The organism is Chitinophaga pinensis, assembly GCF_007896845.1.
GTDB classification, from domain to species: domain Bacteria; phylum Bacteroidota; class Bacteroidia; order Chitinophagales; family Chitinophagaceae; genus Chitinophaga; species Chitinophaga pinensis_C.
The window spans coordinates 19,518-41,233 of sequence record NZ_VOHS01000041.1; the positions used below are offsets into that span (position 1 = coordinate 19,518).

Sequence of the window (21,716 nt, forward strand, 5' to 3'; positions counted from 1 at the left end):
ATCTCTTTTTTTACTGTTGGAAGGGAAATGGCCGTTTAAGTAAAGACTACCGGCTGGCGCCGGTAGCCTTTTTTTTGCTGATTCTTATCGCAGCAGCATGATATAACCGTTGTAGGTATGCCACTGTCCATTGGCGTCCAGCCCCTTCAAAGTATAGTAATATGTACCTGCGTTCAGACCTTGTCCATCCCAATCACTCTGGTAGTTCTGCTTTCTGTAAAGCACGTTGTTCCAGCGGTTGTAGATAATGATCTCGTTCTGCACGAATTTGTTCAAGCCTTTGATCTCAAGTTTATCGTTGGCGCCATCACCGTTTGGTGTGATCACGTTTGGTACTGTTACTTCATCAGGAACGATGTTCATATTAACAGTAGCCACGTTACTCCAGCTGCCATTCTGATCCTGTACTCTGTAAGTAAATGAATCCGGACCATTATAACCTTGTGCAGGTGTATAAACGATGGTGCCATCTTCATTGATAACAACAGTACCGTGAGCAGGTTGTGTTACTACCTCTACTGATTTCGGATCAAGCGGAGTGTTGTTATCTCCCGGTTTGTCGTTCTTCAGTACCGGAATAGTTACCGGATTATCTGCTCTTACATTACCATAGTCATCAGTGTCTGCTTCCGGTAATGGATCTGCTGCCACAGCTGGTGCTGTACAAGCGGCACATGTCGGAGCCGGATCACTGGTTTCACTGCTTACATCTACAGTGTTAACAAGCGCACCCTGATAAGTATCTGGTGTTTTCACCACTACCTCATAAGTCACTACTGACTGGTCAGGCATCATCGCGATCGTCTCATTCAGATCACCGGTACCACTTGCGTTTGGCAATGTTACAGTACCGTTGGTAACAGTGGCTGTCCATGAACCGATAGTAGTACCCGCAGGTGCCAGATCTTTGATGTTGACTTTAGTAGCCGGTGCAGGACCGTTATTCTTCACCGTAATGAGATAGACTACATCCTTACCTGCAACAAAGTTCTTCTGAGAAGGATCTTTCAGTTGTTTGGTAACTTCCAGATCTGCACTCTCTACCGGCTTCAGCACAGCAGTAGTGCTGCTGTTGTTTGTCTGGTCATTATCGGTTATTGTACCTGTTACAGTAGCTGTATTGCTGATATCGCCTCTGAAGTCAACCGGAACGGATACTACCACACTGTATCTCACAACAGCATTAGCAGCCATTACCGCAATTGTCTGATCCAGATCACCCACACCATTATTAGCTGGCAGTGTTACAGTACCATTGGCTACAGTAGCCGTCCATGTGTTGATGGTAGTACCTGCCGGAGCGATGTCTTTTACATTTACGCCCTTCGCAGTTGACGGACCAACGTTCGTCACATCGATCGTATATTCCAGCGTACGACCCGGTACATAATCCTGTGCAGCAGTGGTTTTGTTGATCTGAAGATCAGCAACTGCTACTACAGGCAGTGCAGGTGTAGTTGAGTTGTTGTTGGCAGTAACCGGATCAGCTGTCTGGCTACTTGCAGTAGCAGTATTGCTGATAGTTGCCGCGCTATAATTACCCGGAATCTGTACGGTCACGTTGTATGCTACAACCGCACCAGATGGCAGATTATTGATAACTGCATCGATATTACCTGTTCCGGATGTCTCAGTCAGATCAGGTGAACCACTAACAGCTGTTGCTGTCCATGTGCTGATCGTTGTACCGGCAGGAGCTGCATCTTTTACTTTAACCACAGCTGCCGCATCCGGACCGTTGTTGGTGACAGTGATTACATACTCCAGCGGAAGTCCTGCGATAGCACTAGTTTGTGCAGCATCTTTCAGCTTCTTGGCTACTACTACATCTGCTTTTGCAGCATCTGTCAGTGCAGGGCTGGTGCTGGTGTTATTACCCGGCACAGCGTCGGTAGTCGTGCTGCTGATGGTGGCAGTGTTGGTCAGGTTACCGGTATGGTCAGCGTGTACTTTCACACCTACTTCGTACCTGATCACTGCGCCGGCAGGCAGTAATGCTACGGTTTCATTGATATCAGTATTACCATTTCTGTCAGGCAATGTGACAGTACCGTTCAGTATGTTCACACCCCAATAGAAGATGTTGGTTCCCGCAGGGGCTACATCTTTTATGTTTACATTTTTGGCATCTGAAGGGCCGTTATTCTTAATCGTGATATAGTAGAATACATCTTCACCCGGTTTGAAGGTGGTCTGTGCTGTATTCTTCAGTGTTTTAACCACTTCTACATCAGCTTTCGCTGTTGGCGTCAGCCCGGTAGTAGTGCTGGTATTATTACCCGGTGTGTTATCTGTTGCATCACTGGTCGCTGAAGCGGTGTTGCTCAGGTTAGCAGTAAAGCTGGCAGGCGTAGACACTACCACGGTATAAGTTACCGCTGTGCCATTTGGCATTTTCGCGATGGTCTGGCTGATATTACCTGTACCGGAAGCAGCAGGTAAAGTCACCGTACCGGTCTTCACAGCAGCTGTCCATGATTTGATCGTCGTACCGGTTGGTGCGTTATCGATCACTTTCACGTTTGGCGCATCGCTCGGACCATTGTTAGTTACCGTGATAGTATAGATTACATCTTCACCCGGAGCGAACACAGTTGCGGTCGTTGTTTTTACCACAGCGATATCTGCTTTTGGTGATGGCGTAATACCTGTCGTTGTGCTGGTATTGTTAGCAGGGGTATTGTCAGTCGCATCGCTGGTAGCGGAAGCAGTGTTACTCAGATTAGCGGTAAAGCTGGCTGGTGTAGCTACTACTACTGTATAAGTTACCGCTGCGCCATTTGGCACTTTTGCGATGGTCTGACTGATATTACCAGTACCGGAAGTAGCTGGTAAGGTTACAGTACCTGTTTTCACAGCGGCAGTCCATGATTTGATAGTCGTACCGGTTGGTGCATTATCAATCACTTTTACATTGGCTGCATCACTAGGACCGTTATTCGTTACGGTGATGGTATACGTCACATCTTCACCCGGAGCGAATGTAGTCGCAGTAGTTGCTTTTACTACAGCGATATCTGCTTTTGGTGCTGGTACGATACCTGTCGTAGTGCTGGTATTGTTAGCTGGCAAATTATCAGTTACGTCACTGGTAGCGGAAGCAGTATTACTCAGATTAGCCGTGAAGCTGGCTGGTGTAGATACTACTACAGTGTAAGTTACCGCTGCACCATTTGGCATTTTCGCGATCGTCTGGCTGATATTGCCTGTACCGGAAGCAGCTGGTAAAGTCACCGTACCGGTTTTCACAGCAGCAGTCCATGATTTAATAGTCGTACCGGTTGGTGCGTTATCGATCACTTTTACATTTGCTGCGTCACTCGGACCGTTATTCGTTACAGTGATGGTATAGGTTACATCTTCACCCGGAGCGAATGTAGTTGCAGTAGTAGTTTTTACTACAGCGATATCTGCTTTTGGTGATGGTGTGATACCCGTGGTTGTGCTGGTATTGTTAGCAGGTGTATTGTCCGTCGCGTCGCTGGTAGCTGAAGCAGTGTTACTCAGATTAGCCGTGAAGCTGGCTGGTGTAGACACGACTACAGCGTAAGTCACCGCCGCGCCATTTGGCACTTTCGCGATCGTCTGACTGATATTACCTGTACCGGAAGCAGCAGGTAAAGTCACCGTACCGGTCTTCACAGCAGCTGTCCATGATTTGATCGTCGTACCGGTTGGTGCGTTATCGATCACTTTCACGTTTGGCGCATCGCTCGGACCATTGTTAGTTATCGTGATAGTATAGGTTACATCTTCACCCGGAGCGAATGTAGTGGCAGTCGTTGCTTTTACTACAGCGATATCTGCTTTTGGTGATGGTGTAATACCTGTGGTGGTGCTGCTGTTGTTAGCCGGAACCGGATCCGTTGCATCGCTGGAACCGGAAGCAGTGTTGCTCAGGTTAGCAGTGAAGCTGGCTGGTGTGGCTACTACTACAGTGTAAGTCACTACGGCGCCGTTTGGCACTTTCGCGATCGTCTGGCTGATATTACCAGTACCGGAAGCAGCTGGTAAGGTGACAGTACCGGTGGTTACAGCAGCCGTCCATGATTTGATCGTCGTACCGGTTGGCGCGTTATCAGTCACTACTACGTTGGCTGCATCACTCGGACCGTTATTCGTTACGGTGATAGTATAGGTTACATCTTCACCCGGAGCAAAGGTGGTCGCAGTAGTTGATTTAACAACAGCAATATCTGCTTTCGGAGATGGTGTAATACCAGTGGTCGTGCTGTTGTTATTGGCAGGTACCGGATCCGTTGCATCGCTGGAACCAGAGGCAGTGTTGCTCAGGTTTGCAGTGAAGGTCGCCGGAGTAGATACAACAACTGTATAAGTCACTACTGCACCATTTGGCACTTTGGTGATGCTTTCGTTGATATTACCTGTACCGGAGGCAGCTGGTAAAGTGACAGTACCGGTGGTTACAACAGCTGTCCATGACTTGATGGTTGTACCGGTTGGTGCGTTATCAGTCACTACCACGTTTGCTGCATCACTCGGACCGTTATTCGTTACTGTGATAGTATAAATCACATCTTCACCCGGAGCAAAGGAAGTCGAAGTAGTTGACTTTACTACTGCGATATCTGCTTTCGGTGCTGGTGTAATACCAGTAGTGGTGCTATTGTTGTTAGCAGGCACCAGATCAGTTGCATCGCTGGAACCGGATGCAGTGTTGCTCAGGTTTGCAGTGAAGCTGGCAGGAGTAGATACAACAACTGTGTAAGTTACTACTGCACCATCTGGCACTTTCGCGATCGTCTCATTGATATTACCAGTACCGGAAGCAGCTGGTAAGGTGACTGTACCGGTAGTTACTACAGCAGACCATGATTTGATAGTTGTACCTGCTGGTGCGTTATCAATCACTTTTACATTCGCGGCATCACTCGGACCGTTATTCGTTACAGTGATCGTATAAGTTACATCTTCACCCGGAGCGAATGTAGTGGCAGTCGTTGCTTTTACTACAGCGATATCTGCTTTTGGTGATGGTGTAATACCTGTGGTGGTGCTGCTGTTGTTAGCCGGAACCGGATCCGTTGCATCGCTGGAACCAGCAGCAGTGTTGCTCAGATTGGCAGTGAAGCTGGCTGGTGTAGCTACCACTACAGTGTAAGTCACTACAGCGCCGTTTGGCACTTTCGCGATCGTCTGGCTGATATTACCAGTACCGGAAACAGCTGGTAAGGTGACAGTACCGGTGGTTACAGCAGCCGTCCATGATTTGATCGTCGTACCAGTTGGTGCGTTATCAGTCACTACTACGTTGGCTGCATCACTCGGACCGTTATTCGTTACTGTGATAGTATAAGTTACATCTTCACCCGGAGCAAAGCTGGTCGCGGTTGTTGATTTCACAACAGCGATATCTGCTTTCGGCGCTGGTGCGATACCAGTGGTCGTGCTGTTGTTGTTAGCTGATACCGGGTCAGTTGCATCGCTGGAACCAGAGGCAGTGTTGCTCAGGTTGGCAGTGAAGCTGGCCGGAGTAGATACAACAACTGTATAAGTCACCACTGCACCATTTGGCACTTTGGTGATGCTTTCGTTGATATTACCTGTACCGGAGGCAGCTGGTAAAGTGACAGTACCGGTGGTTACAACAGCTGTCCATGACTTGATGGTTGTACCGGTTGGTGCGTTATCAGTCACTACTACGTTTGCTGCATCACTCGGACCGTTATTCGTTACTGTGATAGTATAAATCACATCTTCACCCGGAGCAAAGGAAGTCGAAGTAGTTGACTTTACTACTGCGATATCTGCTTTTGGTGTTGGTGTAAGTGTTGAAGTGCTGGTATTATTTGTTGTTACCGGATCAGCTACATCTGCGGAAGTAGCATTGGCGGTGTTAACCAGATTACCCGTGAATCTGGCTGGTGTCGATACAACGACAGTGTAAGTCGCTACCGCACCACTTGGCAGAACCGGAATACCTTCATTAATGTCACCGGAACCCGAAACATTTGGCAGGCTAACGGTACCCGTAGTAGCTACTGCTGTCCATGATGTGATTGTCGTACCGGTCGGTGCGTTATCAGTCAAGGTTACATTAGTGGCTTCACTCGGACCATTATTGGTTACGGTAATTGTATAAGTTACGTCTTCACCCGGAGCAAAGGTAGTCGCAGCAGTAGATTTCACTACTACGATATCCGCTTTAGGTGATGGCGTGATAGGTGTTGTCGTACTTGCGTCGTTAGTGCCTGTAGGGTCGGTTGCGTTGTTTGCTGTAGCAGTGTTGCTCAGGTTACCGCTAAAGTTTGGCGGAGTAGCAACAACAACTGTATACGTTACAACTGAACCATTTGGCAGTTCCGTGATAGTTTCATGAATGTCTCCTGTACCTGAAGTAACAGGAACTGTTGCAGTACCTGTTGTTATAGCGGCGGTCCATGATTTGATAGTTGTACCAGCTGGTGCAACATCTGTCACTGATACCGCGCTACCATCACTCGGACCATGGTTCGTAACGGTGAAAGTATAAGTTACATCTTCACCCGGCGCAAAAGTCGTTGATGTTGTTGATTTCACAACACCGATATTCGACTGTCGGTTCGGCGGAAGTGTTACCGTGCTGGTATTATCACTGGTTACAGGATCGAACAGATCACTGGTAGCAGAAGCATTGTTCACCAGTGGGGAGTTGTATGCTGCTGATGTCGTTACGGTAACAGTATAAGTTACAGTGCTTCCATTAGGAAGGCTGGCAATTATCTCATTGACACTACCCGTTCCGGATGTCGCCGGAAGCGTTACACCCGCTGTTGCAGTAGCTGTCCAGCTCATGCCGGCAGCACCTGTAGGCAGATTGTCGGTCACATTCACATTCACTGCGTCATCCGGACCATTATTCGTCACTGAAACAGTATATACAACCGCTGTTCCGCCCGGTATAAAATAGGATGCACCGGTAGATTTCGATACCACGAGATTGGCTCTTGGCACCACCTGAATTGGCGGTGTCGTGCTGGTATTATCACCGGTTACAGCGTCATCAGGTGAGGTTGCGCTGGCAGTATTCTGCAGACTACCAGTGAAACCGCCCGGTACATTCACCGTTACGGTATATGTCACAACAGCGCCGGCTGGCAATGTTGTAATTGTCTCGTTAATATTTCCCGTGCCACTGGCAGCAGGTAAAGTACCAGTACCTGTAGTGAAGGCGGCGGTCCAGTTGCCAATTGTGGTACTGCCCGGCGCATTGTCCGTCACATGTACGTTACTGGCAGCGTTGGTTGCAGAAGTATTTGTAACAGTGAAAGTGTATGTTACTGTTCCACCGGGTGTATAACTGGTAGCAGCAGTCGTCTTGTTCACCACAATATTTACATTGGGGATCGCTGATACGGTGTTGCTATATTTTATATTGTTACAATTCTCAGTAGCGGTACCGTTTTTACACTCCAGATGAGGATCTGTCGGAGGTACGGTTGCATCCGGGTTGGTAGCATCCGGATCGGTTACGTCTTTCGGACGCATGATGCTGGTCTCGATATTGATCGCACCAGTTGTAGAAGGAGTACCTTTAAAGGTAAAGGTGATGACACAGCCGTTAGGCAGGTCCAGCAAGGCGGAATAGTTACCACCAGTGAGTGCTGCACTGTTAACGGTACCGCAACTGGTAGTATATGTCACATCACTTACACTGGCAATAGTAAAGCCGGCAGGCACTTTTATTGCAAAAGGCGCACCGGTTACGTCGCTCGGACCATTATTTACAACTACCACCTGATAGTTGATAGGTTGTCCCTGATATACTTGTGTAGTACCACCAACACTCGGACCTACACTTTGAATCGCGAGGTCAGCACGTACTATATTAAGTGAAGTGTTCTTGCTGGCGACGTCACCGAGGATATAGGTCCAGGTGTCCATCGTTCTGTTGTTACCGAAGTCCAGTCCCCATTTATGACCATTACTATTACTGGAAATACCGCTGCCTTCGTTACCATTGATCAGTGGATTACTTGCAATACCTGCGCCACCACTGAAAGTAGAATCCGCCCAGTACACGATATCATTCTCCACTGTAACGTGGTCATCTTTGAGCTGCTCGATGATCAGACCATTTCTGTTAGTCTCCACATCTATAAAGGGAAAGTGGATCTCAGAACCCTGCAGCTGTACTTTGGCTACAACGTTTGCAACACCAAGTGCAGGAGCAACACCTGCTCCATCTTTACCATCCCAGAAAATACTGTTCGCTCCTTTTGCTGCCGTTCCGGTTATTTTCCTCGTTACAAATGAACCTGAACCCTCCAGTGTGATACGATAAGTTCCGATAGTGTTTGCATCAAACTTAATGTAAGCACCTTTTGAACTCACCTGTCCCGATGTTCCTTCTACCCCATCAACAGAGATATTAGAAATAGTCGGTATTACTTTTGGTACATTTAACCAGGTTATTTTTCCGCCAGGTTGAGGTGCTGAGGTAGGTAAAGTAGCATCAGGCACCTGATAAAACATCTTATGGGTAACGCTGTAAACACCATCATCTTTCCTTGGATCCCATGTATAGATCTCATTATTATAGGCGGTACCCGCTACACTTTTATAATAAGGTGGATCTGTATCTTTTCCTTTATCCGTAAGACCTTTGTTATTCACAAAAGCAACGAAACCAAGACCATCCAGTCCATTGTTATTTACTTTAAACAGATATCCATCGTTTGTCAGTACATACAGTTTCGCCTGATAATCGTTATGCTGTACATACATGTTCAGCACGTTGGTATATACCCTGCCGGACTGTATAACACTGGCTGCGCTTCTCACAGATACATCCCATGCACAAATAGCACTGCTACTTCCATTCTGCACCCAGTTTTCATCCGCGGTCCAGTTTGCACCCGCACCTTCATTGATCTGAGTCGGGGTTAAGGTGGCAATGAATTCCACTTTCCACAAACCTGTCTGTCCTGCGCCTGCGACCCTTGTAAACGGCGTATAGCCCGACCATGGTCCGGCTTTTTCCGCTGTTCTGTTGGCAATTTGTCCTACCGTAGTCGAACCTATCGTTGACGAGTACACGGTTCCGTCGGGAGCGGTTAAGATAAGCTGTCCTGTGCCGATACCCTGTGCGCTACTCGCAGCGCCAATCGTTTCTCCGGCTTTAACATACGCATAGTGCACCCCTGTATTGGTAAGTGACCATCCTGCTTTGGTAGCATTGGTGGAGACAAGGCATGCACGCCCTCCTCCTGCTCCATTGGGGTACAAATCCTTCGATCCTTCCGCACGGCTGTCCTGTGTGGCGAACAAACCGGCAAGAAGTAATAGAAGGGCAAATTTTGCTTTGTAAAATTTATCCATCTGTATTGAATAAGTGATAAAACCTCCAGCCGGCTGTCTCCGGCATGGAAATAGTATTCCCAGACAGAGACAGTATGTCTCTGCAATTATTTGCTGTAAGAATGCGTGTTGTGATGATGAACGGGCATGCACAGGCACATAGGATACAGGTGTCCTTTACATTATTTCCGTCTCAGGTTAATTTTACTCTTTTCTGCACAGGTTACACTTTCACAGGATCGGGTGTCTTTTGTGAGTTTTCTCCTATCAACAACATAGTATCTTATAGTATCTCGGTATAGTATCTCTTAGCAGCTGCACAAAACGCCTGTACGAAAACAGGTACAGCTTTGCCCGACAAAATTACTTCAGGCCTTTTCAAACATGTATAGTAAATATTTGACATGTTTGTAGTACAATTACTACAGCCTGTCATTAGTGTTCCTTCGCAAAATATTATAACTTTGTTCTATATGCCTGATGCAGCAGGCTCAGTAACCATAGACCTATTTATATCCTATTTATCCGCTAGTGAATGAACTATATCCTGATTGCCCATGAACCCTCCATCATGCGATGTGGCCTGTCTCAGATTATTTCGATGCTACCCGCACCTGTGACCGTCCTCATGGTGGAAACAACCGCTGAAATGGCTTCGGCTTTACAGCAACAATCATTCGACCTGCTCATATTAAGCAGACATTTGCCGGGAACTGATACCTTGTCGATGATGAAAATGGTAAAAGAAAAGCATCCTCCTACGAAGATATTGCTGTTCACTTCCCGTGAAGAAAAAACAAGAATAGTTGACGTACTGTTTGAAACAGCAGATGGGTATCTCAGTAACAAATCATCTGAAGAAGATATCAGTCTGACGATCTCTGTTCTCGTGCCCGGACATAAGCGTTTATCACCTTTACGTTCTGCATTCTCTAACCCGCTGGAACAACTTTCCAGCCGGGAAATAGAAGTCATGAACCTGCTGGCACAAGGCCTTCCGCTGCTGAAAATTGCCGCTCATATGGAGCTGCAGGTTACTACTGTGAGTACTTACAAAACCCGCATCTTCAAGAAGCTGGAAATCAACTCTATAGTAGAGCTGCTGGATAAGGTCAGAACCTACGGCATACGCAAACTCGCTTAACGATGAAAGCCCCTTCCACAGGGGCTTTCCGCTATAATAAATTAAATTTTCACCATTTGAATAATAGTCATAACTTCGTTATTCAGCTATAACCCCAGGCTGCATCATAACATTATTCATTGCCCCAAATCACCTTTCTAAATGGAAAAGCCACTACGAATTGTCATTTATCTTGTACTCGCATTAACCGTTATTAACGCACTCATTACTTTCTTTGAGAAAAGCCAGTTAAAACAAATTCAAAACAACATCGAAGCCTCCCAAAGAAATATTGACACAGCACTGAACTATATCAATGCCTCCCGCGCCAGACTGGATTCATTACAGGGAGACGTCGATAAGTTCAAATATTACATCAAAAACATACAGGCAAACGTCTCTATTTTGAACACCAAAAAAGAGATCGAGGAAGCAAAGTCTAATGCCAAACTGAAAGAGACCGTTGAAGAACTGAATGCAAAAGTCAAAACATTTAAAGAAGAACTGAAAGCTACAGACAGTCTTCCTCCCATTGATGTAAAACCCCTGTAAACTGATAACCGACATATGAAACCATTATCTATCCACCACAAGCTGCTGCTTGTGCTGTTCCTCTGCCTTGCCGTTCAACAGGGATACAGCCAGGACATGCTCAAAACGTTTAAAGACAGCTCCGGCACAAGTGTATACAGTGTCTATAGAGGCGATACCCTCCTGATACATTGTGATACCGCTTTTATCGTCAACAAGAATACCTTCAACATCTACAAAAAATACTACGATAAAACACGCCAGGGTAGTTCTTCCTTCAAAGGCATTATGGACAGCTACGAAAGCATGATCCGACAACAGGACACCATGTTGCGCACAAAAGAGTTCTATTACCAGCAGATGAAACACCAGATGGATTCACTGACTAACAACTCGCTCGCCTTTATGGATAAAACGAGTATTAGTCTGCAGGGCATCTCTTCCTCACTCGACAAAGCCACCTCCAGCCTCGTTGAAACACAAAAACTACTGGAAGAGTCCCGGAAGATGCTGGAAGAAGAACGCAAAAAGCGGAATGCAAGAGCTCTGAAATTTGGTATAGGCGGCGTCGCTATCGGAGCATTGATCACAGCACTGATCATGGCAAATTAGGCCTTTTATACCCTCTTATAAACACAATATAGCATCGGTATACTGTTCATACCCTGAACAGTATATTGATGCTATATACATTTCAGGGACATATTTCTTAATCAGGAACAAGTTTTTAACGTCTTATCAGATCGAACTTCATATAATCAAAACAATAAGACAATGAATTCCAGCTCAGTCAATTTCTCACAGATATTTCTACGGATCGCATTCGCTTTGTCACTTTTCTCCGCTGTAGCAGACAGATTCGGTTTATGGGGCCCTCCCGGTTCTCCAAATGCGTCGTGGGGAGATTGGGAACACTTTCTGGCCTACTCCAACACATTAAATGCTTATGCCCCCCCCTTTCTTAGGTAACATACTCGCTATTACTGCCACCGCCGCTGAAATCATCTTCGGTTTCATGCTTCTGACCGGCTATAAAACCAGGATAGCAGCATGGGGTACCTTCCTGCTGATGATTGCCTTCGCCCTGACTATGACCTTTAGCGTCGGTCCAAAAGCACCACTGAACTATGCTGTATGGACCTGTGCAGGTGCAGCCGCCTTACTGGGATCAGTCACCCGCTACAAATGGAGTGTTGATAACCTTAAATAAGTTTTTTCATTTTGCTTTCATAAACGCCTGTCAGGGTACCTTTTGGTATTATGACAGGCGTTTTCCCACTTCTATATTTACCCCAAAACAGCAACTATTTATTGTAAATCGATAAATTTATTTTGTATTATAATAAACTTCAGTTTACCTTTGGGTCATAAACCCAAACATGTATGAAACCTAAATCCATTATTACCATACTAAATATATTGATTACGTCCACCTATTATCTTACCCTATTGATAGCTATCCTCCTGATCTCTCTTTGGATATTCTTTTTCGTTACAGGAAATTCAGCTGCCAATAGTATTCCCGGAGGACTCACCCACGAGGTGGTTTCTTTCGCAAAAACGGAACAGCCGGCTATTCAACACTATGCAACTGACAGCACCCTTTCCTATACAGCCATTCAAAATAAGTACACACTGACCGCCAAACCGCTTTCCAGCCTTGGCAGCTATTCCCATGTCTACAGCGCCCTGAAGTTTGTCATATGGTTACTCATACTCAAAACCCTTATGAATATCTTCAAAACACTGAACCCGGAACGTCCGTTTACACCTGCAATCGTGGTGTTATTAAAGCGGCTGTCTATCCTGTTTGTTGCAGCTGATATACTGAAAATCTTACATTATGCCGTTTTCAGCAGGTTCATGGATCACCTTATACCTGCGCTTAAGTTTTCACTGAACATTGAAGTAGGCTCCGGTATCATTACCGGACTTATTATCTGGATCATTGCCGTGGTATATCAACGCGGACTGGAAATGCAGACTGAAAACGAATTAACTGTATAAATATGCCTATCGTCATAAATCTGGACGTCATGCTGGCGAAAAGAAAAATGTCACTGACAGAACTAAGTGAAAAGGTAGATATCACCATGTCCAACCTCTCTATCCTGAAGACAGGCAAAGCAAAAGCTATCCGCCTTGAAACACTGGATGCCATATGCGCCGTGTTACACTGTCAGCCGGGAGATCTTCTGGAGTACGTGGAAGAAGGAAAACATTAAGTATTTTTGAGAACTGTTTCCCTCTGCTAAGACAGCATCAGATAGCCTGTTTAATAATGCTATCTTTGTATCAAGACACTACTACGATAAAGTACTGTAAATCAATAAGATCTGTTGATCAAGTCCACCTATACTCCGTGTATAAAGCATGTATACTCCGTGTATAAAGCATGTATACTTCGGGTATCAGGTATGTATGTTTCGTGTATGAAGTATGCACGAAACCCGGATTGTCTGCAAAGAAACTATTATATCAATGCTGCTTTTCGACATTAAACAGTACTTATCTAATACTTACTCTACGTTAGGCTTACGATAAAAACGTAAGTCTGACGTAGAGTAAGTATTAGATAAGTCTATATCTTCCTACCGGAAGATCCCGCCCTTCTCTCCTTCCCCCAGTCATCAGGTATACCTCCCTCTCAGATTCCCACCTTTAATATCATCGTCTCATTGTCAATAATATAGCGCTTATCATCCTACTCTTCCGATACTCCATATCTGCCTATAACTTCTTAATTTTTAATTGACAATTCCTAATTTTTACTACATTTGCGTAACTGGTTACATAATTAATTACACAATCATTGGATTATGAGCTTTTACGACACCATTGGTAAACTTGCAATAGGTAGCAGATTACGCCAGCTGACAGACATGATCACCGAAGACGCGACACAGATCTATCAGCAATATGACATTGATATGAACCCCAAATGGTTCCCGGTATTTTATGTGTTGTCAAGAGGTGAAGCGCAGACTATTACCGCTATTGCCAAAGAAATAGGCCACTCCCATCCTTCTGTGAGTAAAATCATCAGTGAAATGGCAGATAAAGGGCTGGTAAAGGAAAAGAAGGATAAAACAGACGGACGACGCAATATGGTCAGCCTCTCCCCTAAAGGAAAAGAAATCACTGACAAGATCGAAGCACAATACACCGACGTCAACAGCGCCATTGAGGCCATATCGGCCAATACGCGTAATGACCTCTGGGAAGCTATCGGAGAATGGGAATTCCTGCTCGAACAGAAAAGCCTGTTCCGTAGAGTACTGGAGCAGAAAAAGGAAAGAGAAAGCCGGAAAGTACAGATCGTTGAATATACACCGGCTTACCAGCAGGCATTCAAAGAACTGAACGTAGAATGGATCTCTACTTACTTCAAAATGGAAGAAGCGGATTATAAAGCCCTCGACGATCCAAAGGGATATATCCTTGACAATGGCGGCTATATATTCGTTGCCCTCTACGAAAACACACCCGTAGGCGTTTGCGCTCTTATCAAAATGAAGGATCCGGAATATGAGTATGAACTCGCAAAAATGGCCGTGTCTCCTGCTGCACAGGGTAAAAGCATTGGCTGGTTGCTGGGAAATGCCATATTGGATAAAGCCAGATCACTGGGTGCAAAGAAAGTATACCTCGAAAGTAATACCATCCTCAAACCGGCCATCAGTCTCTATCATAAACTGGGATTTGAACGCGTCATCGGACATACATCTCCTTACGAACGCTGCAATATTCAGATGGAACGGGTATTATAGGATCATATATTCCCGGAAACTATTATTTGTAGTTTCCGGGTTATCGTGTATTTTTCCCCCATGCAACGTAACAGTATACTGCTCTATGGAGCGAATGGTTATACCGGCGAACTCATTGCCAGATATGCCGCTCAATATGGTCTGCAACCTATCCTTGCCGGCCGTAAAAAAGACGCGATAGAAGCCCTCGCAAAAGAACTACAACTACCTTTCCGCATTGTTGAACTGCATGACAGCAATGCCCTTAATGCCGCCCTTGCAGACATTGCACTGGTCATTCAGGCTGCCGGTCCTTATCATATTACCGCACAACCAATGATCGATGCCTGCATCGCTACCAATACCCACTACATCGATCTTAACGGAGATCTTGATGTATTCGAAATGTTGCAAGGGTATGATCAGGCAGCAAAAAACAAGGATATCATGATATTACCGGGCGCCGGTTTTGATGTTGTGCCGACTGACTGTCTGGCACTCTACCTGAAACAGCAATTACCCGATGCCCACGAACTGACCATCGCATTCGCCGTCATTGGCAGTGCCCTTTCCCGTGGTACATCTATCAGTACACTGCATAAATTGGGTACACCCGGGGCGATCAGAAAAGACAACAAGATCGTATATGAACCAATGGGCAAAAAAGGCATGTCCGTACGTTTCCCCGGTTATAAAAAACCGGTCTTTGTGATGAGCATTCCATGGGGAGATATCAGTACCGCGTGGTATTCTACCCGTATTCCGAATATACGCACCTTCACTGCGATCAATAAATCCGCGTGGTATTTCCTGAAAGGACAGACTGTATTTAACTGGTTGCTCAAAACAGGCTTCATGCGTAGTATCATTATGGGTATACTTAAGATGCAATCCGCAGGCCCCAATCAACAGGTACGTGATAAAGCTACCAGTTATATATGGGGAAAAGTATCCAATGTTAAAGGGGAGTCCGTAGAGGCTAATATGGAAACACCGGAAGCATACTCGCTGACAGCATTTACTATTCTGGTGATTGCAAAAAAGATTATAAGTGGTGATTACAAAGCAGGCTATCAGACGCCGCCAGTGCATATGGTCCGGATCTGATATTGGAGATAGATGGGGTGAAAAGAACACTTAACAATAACATACATCATCCGGTCAGACCTGTTTTGTGGCCCGACCGGATGAAATTTATTTAAAACGCAGATTCAATGAAACGATATTTGCGTTCATATTTATACTCTTCACATAATGGCCATATCTTAATTCCAGCATATTAAAATGCTGCATACCCAATACCCCTTTAGGTGGTGCTATACGCACACCTGTTCCGATAAAACTACTATTGAATTTAGATAGGTCGTAGTTACTCGTATAATAGTTATCCTTTACAGTATGCTCCTGATAGGGTGCAAAATATTTCACGGCAGACTGCGTGTAATATCTGTAAAAAGGACTTATTGAAAAGAAAGGCGTGATCTTAACCGGCAATTCTATATTGGCTGTGTGCGAAGTTAAACCCCAGTCGTCTGTATAAAAACGATAATAAGCCCTGACAATAAACCGATCACCCAGAAAATAATTAGCGCGTACGCCCAACGGCACTTTTAGCCGGCTATCAGGAAGATTTTCCTGATGCACTGATCCATCTGCGAAATATACTCTGTAAAATGGCAATCCAAGATATCCATGCTGACTTACAAGATCCGCCAGTAATGTAACCTCAAAACGTTGATTAATAATCTGCGAATACGACAAAGAACCTGCATAAGTATTTCTGTTCGCGGTCGCATAGTGATCATTCTCTTCACCATATGGTGCATTCCTGAGCTCTACAGGTGTCACAAGTTTTACGCGATCAAGATAGGCCTGCAATTTCGCAGAAAACTCTCCATTTCTATTTCTTGTCTTTTGCGCAAAACTGATATTCCCTCCGAACGACTGATAGTCGAACTCTGTCGAAGAAGATATCCCCACTCCGAATGTCGTTCGCTTCTTTTCATTTTCAACAGACCAGCTCAGAGATGGGTAAATACGGGTATCTGCATGAGATGCTGAAGAATTTGCCTTCAGGTCTATTTTGTCTGAAGACGCAGATGTATAATGATCAATCCCCACTTCAATATCAAAAGTATGTTTGCGCTGCTTTTTGTCATATCTGAATAATCTGACATCAAAAACATTAGCGATATCCGTCAGTTTCTGAGAACCAACACCTCCTGTCACAGCGGCATTGTTACCATTCTGGCTGTAGTAACTGGACACCAGATTTATCTCATCTACTTTTGTTTCCTGCTTTCATACCCGGTCTCTTTTTGCTGTTGGGCATGTACACGTAATAACGACACGATCGCTGCGGCAGTGAAAAATATTCTCCTCATAGATACAAGCTTTTTCTCTTAACGATCAGTTACAACCACATCCGCCTCCGCTCTTACCAGCGTTAGCACCTGAAGAACCCTCTCTGTAGGATTGAAAACTTAATTCTGTTTTTCTACCTTGCGGTTACCCGATACCATTTCTGCATCATTTAATCTGTTCTTCTGATATTCCTTTACGGTCGTGCAGGATACGAGTGCCATCACAGCCAGACATGCGGCCATCGGCCACACAAGAAACAATCTCTTGTCCATACTCATTTTAAATTGATATTTTGTGATGTATAAATTTTATTGTCGTCATCGATGATGATACATCCGAGATATTGTATCTGATTGATCATATTCAGACCGGCACTGATGCCCATAATTGTCACAGGTGTTGCCATAGCATCAGCTATTTCTGCATTGGGGCTAATGATGGTTACACTCTTGATTCCTGTAACCGGCAGTCCTGTTCTGGGATTGATAGTATGAGAATATTCTTCCCTCCGATCATTACAAACTTCTCGTAATTACCGGAGGTGGCCACAGCCAGTCCGGTTATATCATGTAGGAAAATGGCAGACCTGCATTATCCGGGTGCGCAATACCAATCGTCCATGGAGCCCCATCCGGCTGATATCCCCAGGTAACAAGATCTCCGGAGGCGTTTACAATGCCACTTTGTACACCTTCCCTTTGTAACAACACCTTTGCCATTTCAGCCGCATACCCTTTTCCTATCCCACCAAACCCGATACGCATGCCTTTCTCTTTCAACAAACAGTACTATTTACCTCGTCCAGTAGTATATGACGATAGTTAATCAGCCTGACCATTGACTTAGCCGTTGCTGCATCCGGTAAACTGGTCATTGAGCGGTCAAAATTCCATAAACGTTTATCTATTGAACCATAGGTAATATCAAAGGCGCCATCCGTCACTCCAGAGATTCTGATGGAGCGACGGATAAGCTCAAAAACTTCCCGGTCTACCCGTACTGGAGCAACACCAGCCTGACGATTGATCTGATTCGTCTGACTCTCATCACTAAACGTCGTCAGCAATGACTCAATACGTCTTATCTCCGCCACGGCATGATCTATTTTTTCTTCCGCCCATGACTCGTCATCCGCCACCACGGTAATCTCAAAAGCATTGCCCATCAGGCGCACGGATCTGCGAAATACCATCTGTGCAGCCTCAATGTGTGTTTGCATCACAAAGCTTTTAACCTCCTCTATGAAATGTAACATCTGTCTTAGGATATCCGTCCCATGACGCAATGACTTTGCCATCTGCATTCAGCAGAACAGTGTAAGGAAATTTGCCTGTAGGGTTATACTCATCAGCAAGTGCTTCATTTTGTCGTTGCACCTGCCGTTCAGGCTGGTTTTTCTTATTTCGGGGGAAATCTGCATTTACCATTACAAGCGTGGTATCTGCCATTTTTATAAATTGTTCACTGTCAAATATCTCTTTTCTTAATCTGATGCAGGGGCCACACCAATCCGAACCCGAAAAATTTAACAAAATAAGTTGGTTTTTATCTCTAGCTGTCTTCTGGCTACTTCAAATCCGGCTCCCAGATTGTAAATGACATCAATAAAAATATCAATCCTCCTGTCAGAACACTCCTTACCCGCATAGTTGCAATTTTAACTACAACGAATGTAAGGTGTGATTCTAAAGAAAACTGAACCTGCTTCAGGCTACCTCATGAATAAAAAAAGCGGCACAAACCATCTGTCTGTACCGCCTTTCTTATATGATTTTTTTACTACTTCTTCATCGCTTTAATCGCCGCATCATCTGCTTCTACCACACTGATGGCATAACCACCACCGGGTGCACATTGCTGCGATAATACCGATTTATTCGTCACGACCATTTTCCTGATCGTATATGCCTTCGGATTCTTTGCATAATGCGCATCCTTTGCATCACTGTAAATGGTCGCTATATATTTCTTGCCTGCATCGAGGTAATCAAAACCGATCCTGGATACACGACCATTTTCATCACAGGTACTGCCGACAAACAGCTGCTTTTTCCCTTGGCCTTACGGGCAATAGTAATATAATCCCCCGGTTCAGCCTCTAGACTTTTGTATCATCCCAGTCAACCGCTACATCTTTGATAAACTGGAACGCATCCATATGCTTGCGATAGGTTTTCCGGGAAATCTGCCGCCATCTGCAAGGGACTGTACATAGTCACACAAGGCCAGCTGGCCAATCGTACTATTTACTTTGGAGCTGTTATCAGGATTATATGCGCTGACATTCATTTCGAAAATACCCGGCGTATAATCCATCGGACCACCAATCAACCGCGTAAATGGCAGAATAGTCGTATGATCCGGATTGTTACCGCCAAATGCCTCATTTCTGTACCACGGGCAGATTCCTGTCCGATCAGGTTCGGATAAGTACGGGACAAACCGGTCATGTGTACAGACTCGTGTGCATCCACCATAATACGATATTCTCCGGCTTTCGTGATCGCATACAGATAGTGGTTCACGAGCCATGTCCGTAATGATGCTCTCCTCTCGGAATGATATTACCTACATAGCCACTTTCACAGCATTGTAGCCATTATTCACCATAACTTATAGGCAGTATCCATGAAACGTTCGTAGTTACGTACAGAAGAAGATGTTTCATGGTGCATATGATCTTAATACCTTTGGCAGCCGCATACCGATGTAATTCCTGTACGTCAAATCCGGATACGGTGTGATGAAATCAAACACGTAATCTTTCGTCTTGCCAACCAGTCCTCCCACCCTGATTCCATCCTTCTACCAGTACCGCGTCAAACCCATTCTCCGCTGCAAAATCAATATATTCCTTCACATGTGCAGTATTAGCGCCATGTTTACCATTGGGTTTGGTTTTGGAGAAATCAGTCACACCCAATTGTACATTCTCAATATCTGTATAAGCCCAGGTACTTTTACCCGTGATCATTTCCCACCATACACCTACATACTTCACCGGCTTGATCCAACTCGCGGCATCCGCATATTTTGCAGGTTCATTGAGATTATATACCAATTTAGAAGTCAGAATATCACCCGCTTTATCGCTTACGATAATCGTTCTCCATGGCGATTTACAAGGTGCCTGCAGATAACCTTTATCTCCGATGGCATCTGGTGTAAGCACAGATTTCAATACGAAGTTCTTATCATCCAGTTCCAGTGACAATGCAGAGTATTCGATTAATGCTGCTTCATGAATATTGATATACAGTCCGTCTTTACTTTTCATCATCAGCGGTGTTGCAGACCGTAGCTGAAAAAGGCGCCTGCGAAGCATAGGTGTAATAGCATCCTTCATTTTATCGCTTACTTCTGAGAGATTGGAAGTAACAGTGCTGTATTCCTGTGTATCATAGTCGCCGGGCAACCAGAACGCCTTGTGATCTCCTGCCAGCGCAAACTCAGTTCTTTCCTCTTTAATCACAAAATAAGCGAGGTGTCGCTGATGCGGGAACTCATAGCGGAACCCAAGTCCGTCGTTGAACAAACGGAAACGTACAATGATATTTCTGTCAGTGGAAAGCTGGTGCAGGTTACTTCCAGCTCATTGTACTGGTTACGGATCTGCTTTACCTCACCCCATACCGGTTCCCATGTTTCATCAAATGTGGAGGTTTTACTGGCGGCTACTTCGAAACTATCGATAAACGAAGCATCTGCTTTCAGTTCCACTCCAAGGTGACTGGGTCTGATCACGACTTTCCCTTTGTAAGTCAACTGATAGGTGGGTTTTCCATTGTCTGTAATGGAGAACTGTAACTGCAGATTTTTATCAGGAGATAACAGCTCCTGTGCGTCTGCCATCTTCCATAGGAAAAGGCAACAGATGAAAATAAACGGTTTGCGCATGCTGTGTGGGTTTTGTATAGCTGATGTGGCTACAAGAAAAATAACGTGAAAAGCTAAAATTATGGGGGCAAGATAACGATTGTACGCAAAACTACCTGTGCTTTTAGTCAGTAAAAGTAACCACAGACACTGATTTATAGCAATAAATAACATGCTGCGGTTACGTTGCCGTCAGTCAGATATGACTATTCTTCCCGGCCAAAAACCTTCCTTAATTCCTCTTTTGCATGCTCCAGCACATGCTGCTGTTTTTCCGGTAAATTCTTTCCTGCCCTGTTGATATAAAAGTTCAGCATAGACATGGCTGACTGATAAGGCGTGCCCTTTCTCCGGCGACTTTTGTAGCCGATCTTTTCAAACGAACGGGCAATCTTCTCCGGATCTTCGCTTTTAAAGATCCCTTCCCGCAGGTCATCGCATCACTGGTTTCATTAACCTCCCGCGGACCATTTCCTGACAGGGCGCTTCCTGCCAGCCCTGCCAACGGTGTGTTTCTTTGCTCTGGTCTTGCCATAATCGTTTTTTTTAACCAGTTCACAAGCTTCAGGCCGAACTACAGCTGATCCCGCCGTCTATATTTGGCAAAAATGTTGTGAACAGTTAGCGTATCATCAAAACCTCATCAGTAATGGCAACGATTTACGACAAATGGTGGCAGACAGGCGTTATCTATCAGGTATATCCCCGTTCATTTCAGGATAGCAACGGTGATGGCGTAGGCGATCTGAATGGTATTATCAGCAGACTGGATT

The 21,716-nt window shown here is 45.1% G+C and carries 21 protein-coding genes and 2 pseudogenes; 8 read left to right on the top strand and 15 right to left on the bottom strand.

Translation table 11 applies throughout. The features are described 5' to 3' along the window. Positions 1-84: 84 nt before the first annotated feature. Positions 85-9,321 (bottom strand): gliding motility-associated C-terminal domain-containing protein, encoded by a 9,237-nt coding sequence (locus FEF09_RS24730; RefSeq protein ID WP_146307609.1) that lies wholly within the window; start codon positions 9,319-9,321, stop codon positions 85-87. Between the two features lie 514 nt (positions 9,322-9,835). Between FEF09_RS24730 and FEF09_RS24735 the strand changes: the two genes are divergently transcribed. The 8 genes from FEF09_RS24735 (at position 9,836) to FEF09_RS24770 (ending at position 15,810) form a co-directional block, all read left to right on the top strand. Beyond that, a complete protein-coding gene (locus tag FEF09_RS24735) occupies positions 9,836-10,444 on the top strand; it encodes a response regulator transcription factor (protein ID WP_146307610.1) in 609 nt (202 codons plus the stop codon). Between the two features lie 141 nt (positions 10,445-10,585). Next, the gene (locus tag FEF09_RS24740) at positions 10,586-10,975 is read left to right on the top strand and encodes a hypothetical protein (RefSeq protein WP_089812609.1); all 390 of its coding nucleotides are present in this window, start codon (positions 10,586-10,588) and stop codon (positions 10,973-10,975) included. A 15-nt stretch (positions 10,976-10,990) separates the two neighbouring features. Then, a complete protein-coding gene (locus FEF09_RS24745) occupies positions 10,991-11,566 on the top strand; it encodes a hypothetical protein (RefSeq protein ID WP_146307611.1) in 576 nt (191 codons plus the stop codon). A 334-nt stretch (positions 11,567-11,900) separates the two neighbouring features. Then, complete coding sequence (locus tag FEF09_RS31870; protein ID WP_222597118.1) at positions 11,901-12,164, top strand: DoxX family membrane protein; 264 nt, start codon at positions 11,901-11,903, stop codon at positions 12,162-12,164. 173 nt (positions 12,165-12,337) lie between these two features. Further along, a complete protein-coding gene (locus FEF09_RS24755) occupies positions 12,338-12,961 on the top strand; it encodes a DUF2975 domain-containing protein (protein ID WP_146307612.1) in 624 nt (207 codons plus the stop codon). A gap of 2 nt (positions 12,962-12,963) precedes the next feature. Continuing rightward, positions 12,964-13,179, top strand: coding sequence for a helix-turn-helix domain-containing protein (locus FEF09_RS24760; RefSeq protein ID WP_146307613.1), 216 nt, complete (start codon positions 12,964-12,966; stop codon positions 13,177-13,179). A gap of 594 nt (positions 13,180-13,773) precedes the next feature. Continuing rightward, positions 13,774-14,724 carry a bifunctional helix-turn-helix transcriptional regulator/GNAT family N-acetyltransferase gene (locus FEF09_RS24765; protein ID WP_146307614.1) on the top strand — a complete coding sequence of 317 codons (951 nt, stop codon included), beginning with the start codon at positions 13,774-13,776 and terminating at the stop codon, positions 14,722-14,724. A 60-nt stretch (positions 14,725-14,784) separates the two neighbouring features. Next, positions 14,785-15,810 carry a saccharopine dehydrogenase family protein gene (locus FEF09_RS24770; RefSeq protein WP_146307615.1) on the top strand — a complete coding sequence of 342 codons (1,026 nt, stop codon included), beginning with the start codon at positions 14,785-14,787 and terminating at the stop codon, positions 15,808-15,810. Positions 15,811-15,897: 87 nt separating this feature from the next. Here the strand turns inward: FEF09_RS24770 and FEF09_RS24775 are convergent, their stop codons facing one another. The 14 genes and pseudogenes from FEF09_RS24775 to FEF09_RS33665 form a co-directional block, all read right to left on the bottom strand. Beyond that, positions 15,898-16,971, bottom strand: coding sequence for a DUF3570 domain-containing protein (locus tag FEF09_RS24775; protein WP_261387734.1), 1,074 nt, complete (start codon positions 16,969-16,971; stop codon positions 15,898-15,900). Between the two features lie 141 nt (positions 16,972-17,112). Beyond that, a pseudogene (locus FEF09_RS33620) lies at positions 17,113-17,163 on the bottom strand (hypothetical protein); the annotation flags it as partial. A 23-nt stretch (positions 17,164-17,186) separates the two neighbouring features. After that, positions 17,187-17,339, bottom strand: coding sequence for a hypothetical protein (locus tag FEF09_RS24780; RefSeq protein ID WP_261387735.1), 153 nt, complete (start codon positions 17,337-17,339; stop codon positions 17,187-17,189). 2 nt (positions 17,340-17,341) lie between these two features. Further along, positions 17,342-17,563, bottom strand: a pseudogene (locus tag FEF09_RS33625) (FAD:protein FMN transferase); the annotation flags it as partial. Between the two features lie 64 nt (positions 17,564-17,627). After that, a complete protein-coding gene (locus tag FEF09_RS33630; RefSeq protein WP_261387736.1) occupies positions 17,628-17,849 on the bottom strand; it encodes an FAD:protein FMN transferase in 222 nt (73 codons plus the stop codon). Next, positions 17,843-18,286, bottom strand: coding sequence for an FAD:protein FMN transferase (locus FEF09_RS33635; protein WP_261387737.1), 444 nt, complete (start codon positions 18,284-18,286; stop codon positions 17,843-17,845). Before FEF09_RS33635 ends, FEF09_RS33630 begins: the two co-directional genes overlap by 7 nt. 10 nt (positions 18,287-18,296) lie before the next feature. Further along, positions 18,297-18,599: a thioredoxin family protein gene (locus tag FEF09_RS24790; RefSeq protein ID WP_261387738.1), complete on the bottom strand. Its 303-nt coding sequence runs from the start codon at positions 18,597-18,599 to the stop codon at positions 18,297-18,299. A 247-nt stretch (positions 18,600-18,846) separates the two neighbouring features. After that, the gene (locus tag FEF09_RS33640; RefSeq protein ID WP_261387744.1) at positions 18,847-19,110 is read right to left on the bottom strand and encodes a glycoside hydrolase family 97 C-terminal domain-containing protein; all 264 of its coding nucleotides are present in this window, start codon (positions 19,108-19,110) and stop codon (positions 18,847-18,849) included. An 84-nt stretch (positions 19,111-19,194) separates the two neighbouring features. Beyond that, positions 19,195-19,383 (bottom strand): hypothetical protein, encoded by a 189-nt coding sequence (locus FEF09_RS33645; RefSeq protein WP_261387739.1) that lies wholly within the window; start codon positions 19,381-19,383, stop codon positions 19,195-19,197. Between the two features lie 11 nt (positions 19,384-19,394). After that, a complete protein-coding gene (locus tag FEF09_RS33650) occupies positions 19,395-19,592 on the bottom strand; it encodes a glycoside hydrolase family 97 catalytic domain-containing protein (protein ID WP_261387740.1) in 198 nt (65 codons plus the stop codon). Positions 19,593-19,816: 224 nt separating this feature from the next. Continuing rightward, positions 19,817-20,602, bottom strand: coding sequence for a glycoside hydrolase family 97 N-terminal domain-containing protein (locus tag FEF09_RS33655; RefSeq protein WP_261387741.1), 786 nt, complete (start codon positions 20,600-20,602; stop codon positions 19,817-19,819). Then, on the bottom strand, positions 20,536-20,964 hold the full coding sequence (locus FEF09_RS33660; RefSeq protein WP_261387742.1) for a glycoside hydrolase family 97 N-terminal domain-containing protein: 429 nt from the start codon (positions 20,962-20,964) through the stop codon (positions 20,536-20,538). The genes FEF09_RS33655 and FEF09_RS33660 overlap by 67 nt, the downstream gene beginning before the upstream one ends. A gap of 185 nt (positions 20,965-21,149) precedes the next feature. After that, on the bottom strand, positions 21,150-21,335 hold the full coding sequence (locus FEF09_RS24800; protein ID WP_261387745.1) for a DUF3175 domain-containing protein: 186 nt from the start codon (positions 21,333-21,335) through the stop codon (positions 21,150-21,152). Next, positions 21,254-21,478 (bottom strand): hypothetical protein, encoded by a 225-nt coding sequence (locus tag FEF09_RS33665; protein WP_261387743.1) that lies wholly within the window; start codon positions 21,476-21,478, stop codon positions 21,254-21,256. Before FEF09_RS33665 ends, FEF09_RS24800 begins: the two co-directional genes overlap by 82 nt. Positions 21,479-21,716 lie beyond the last annotated feature (238 nt).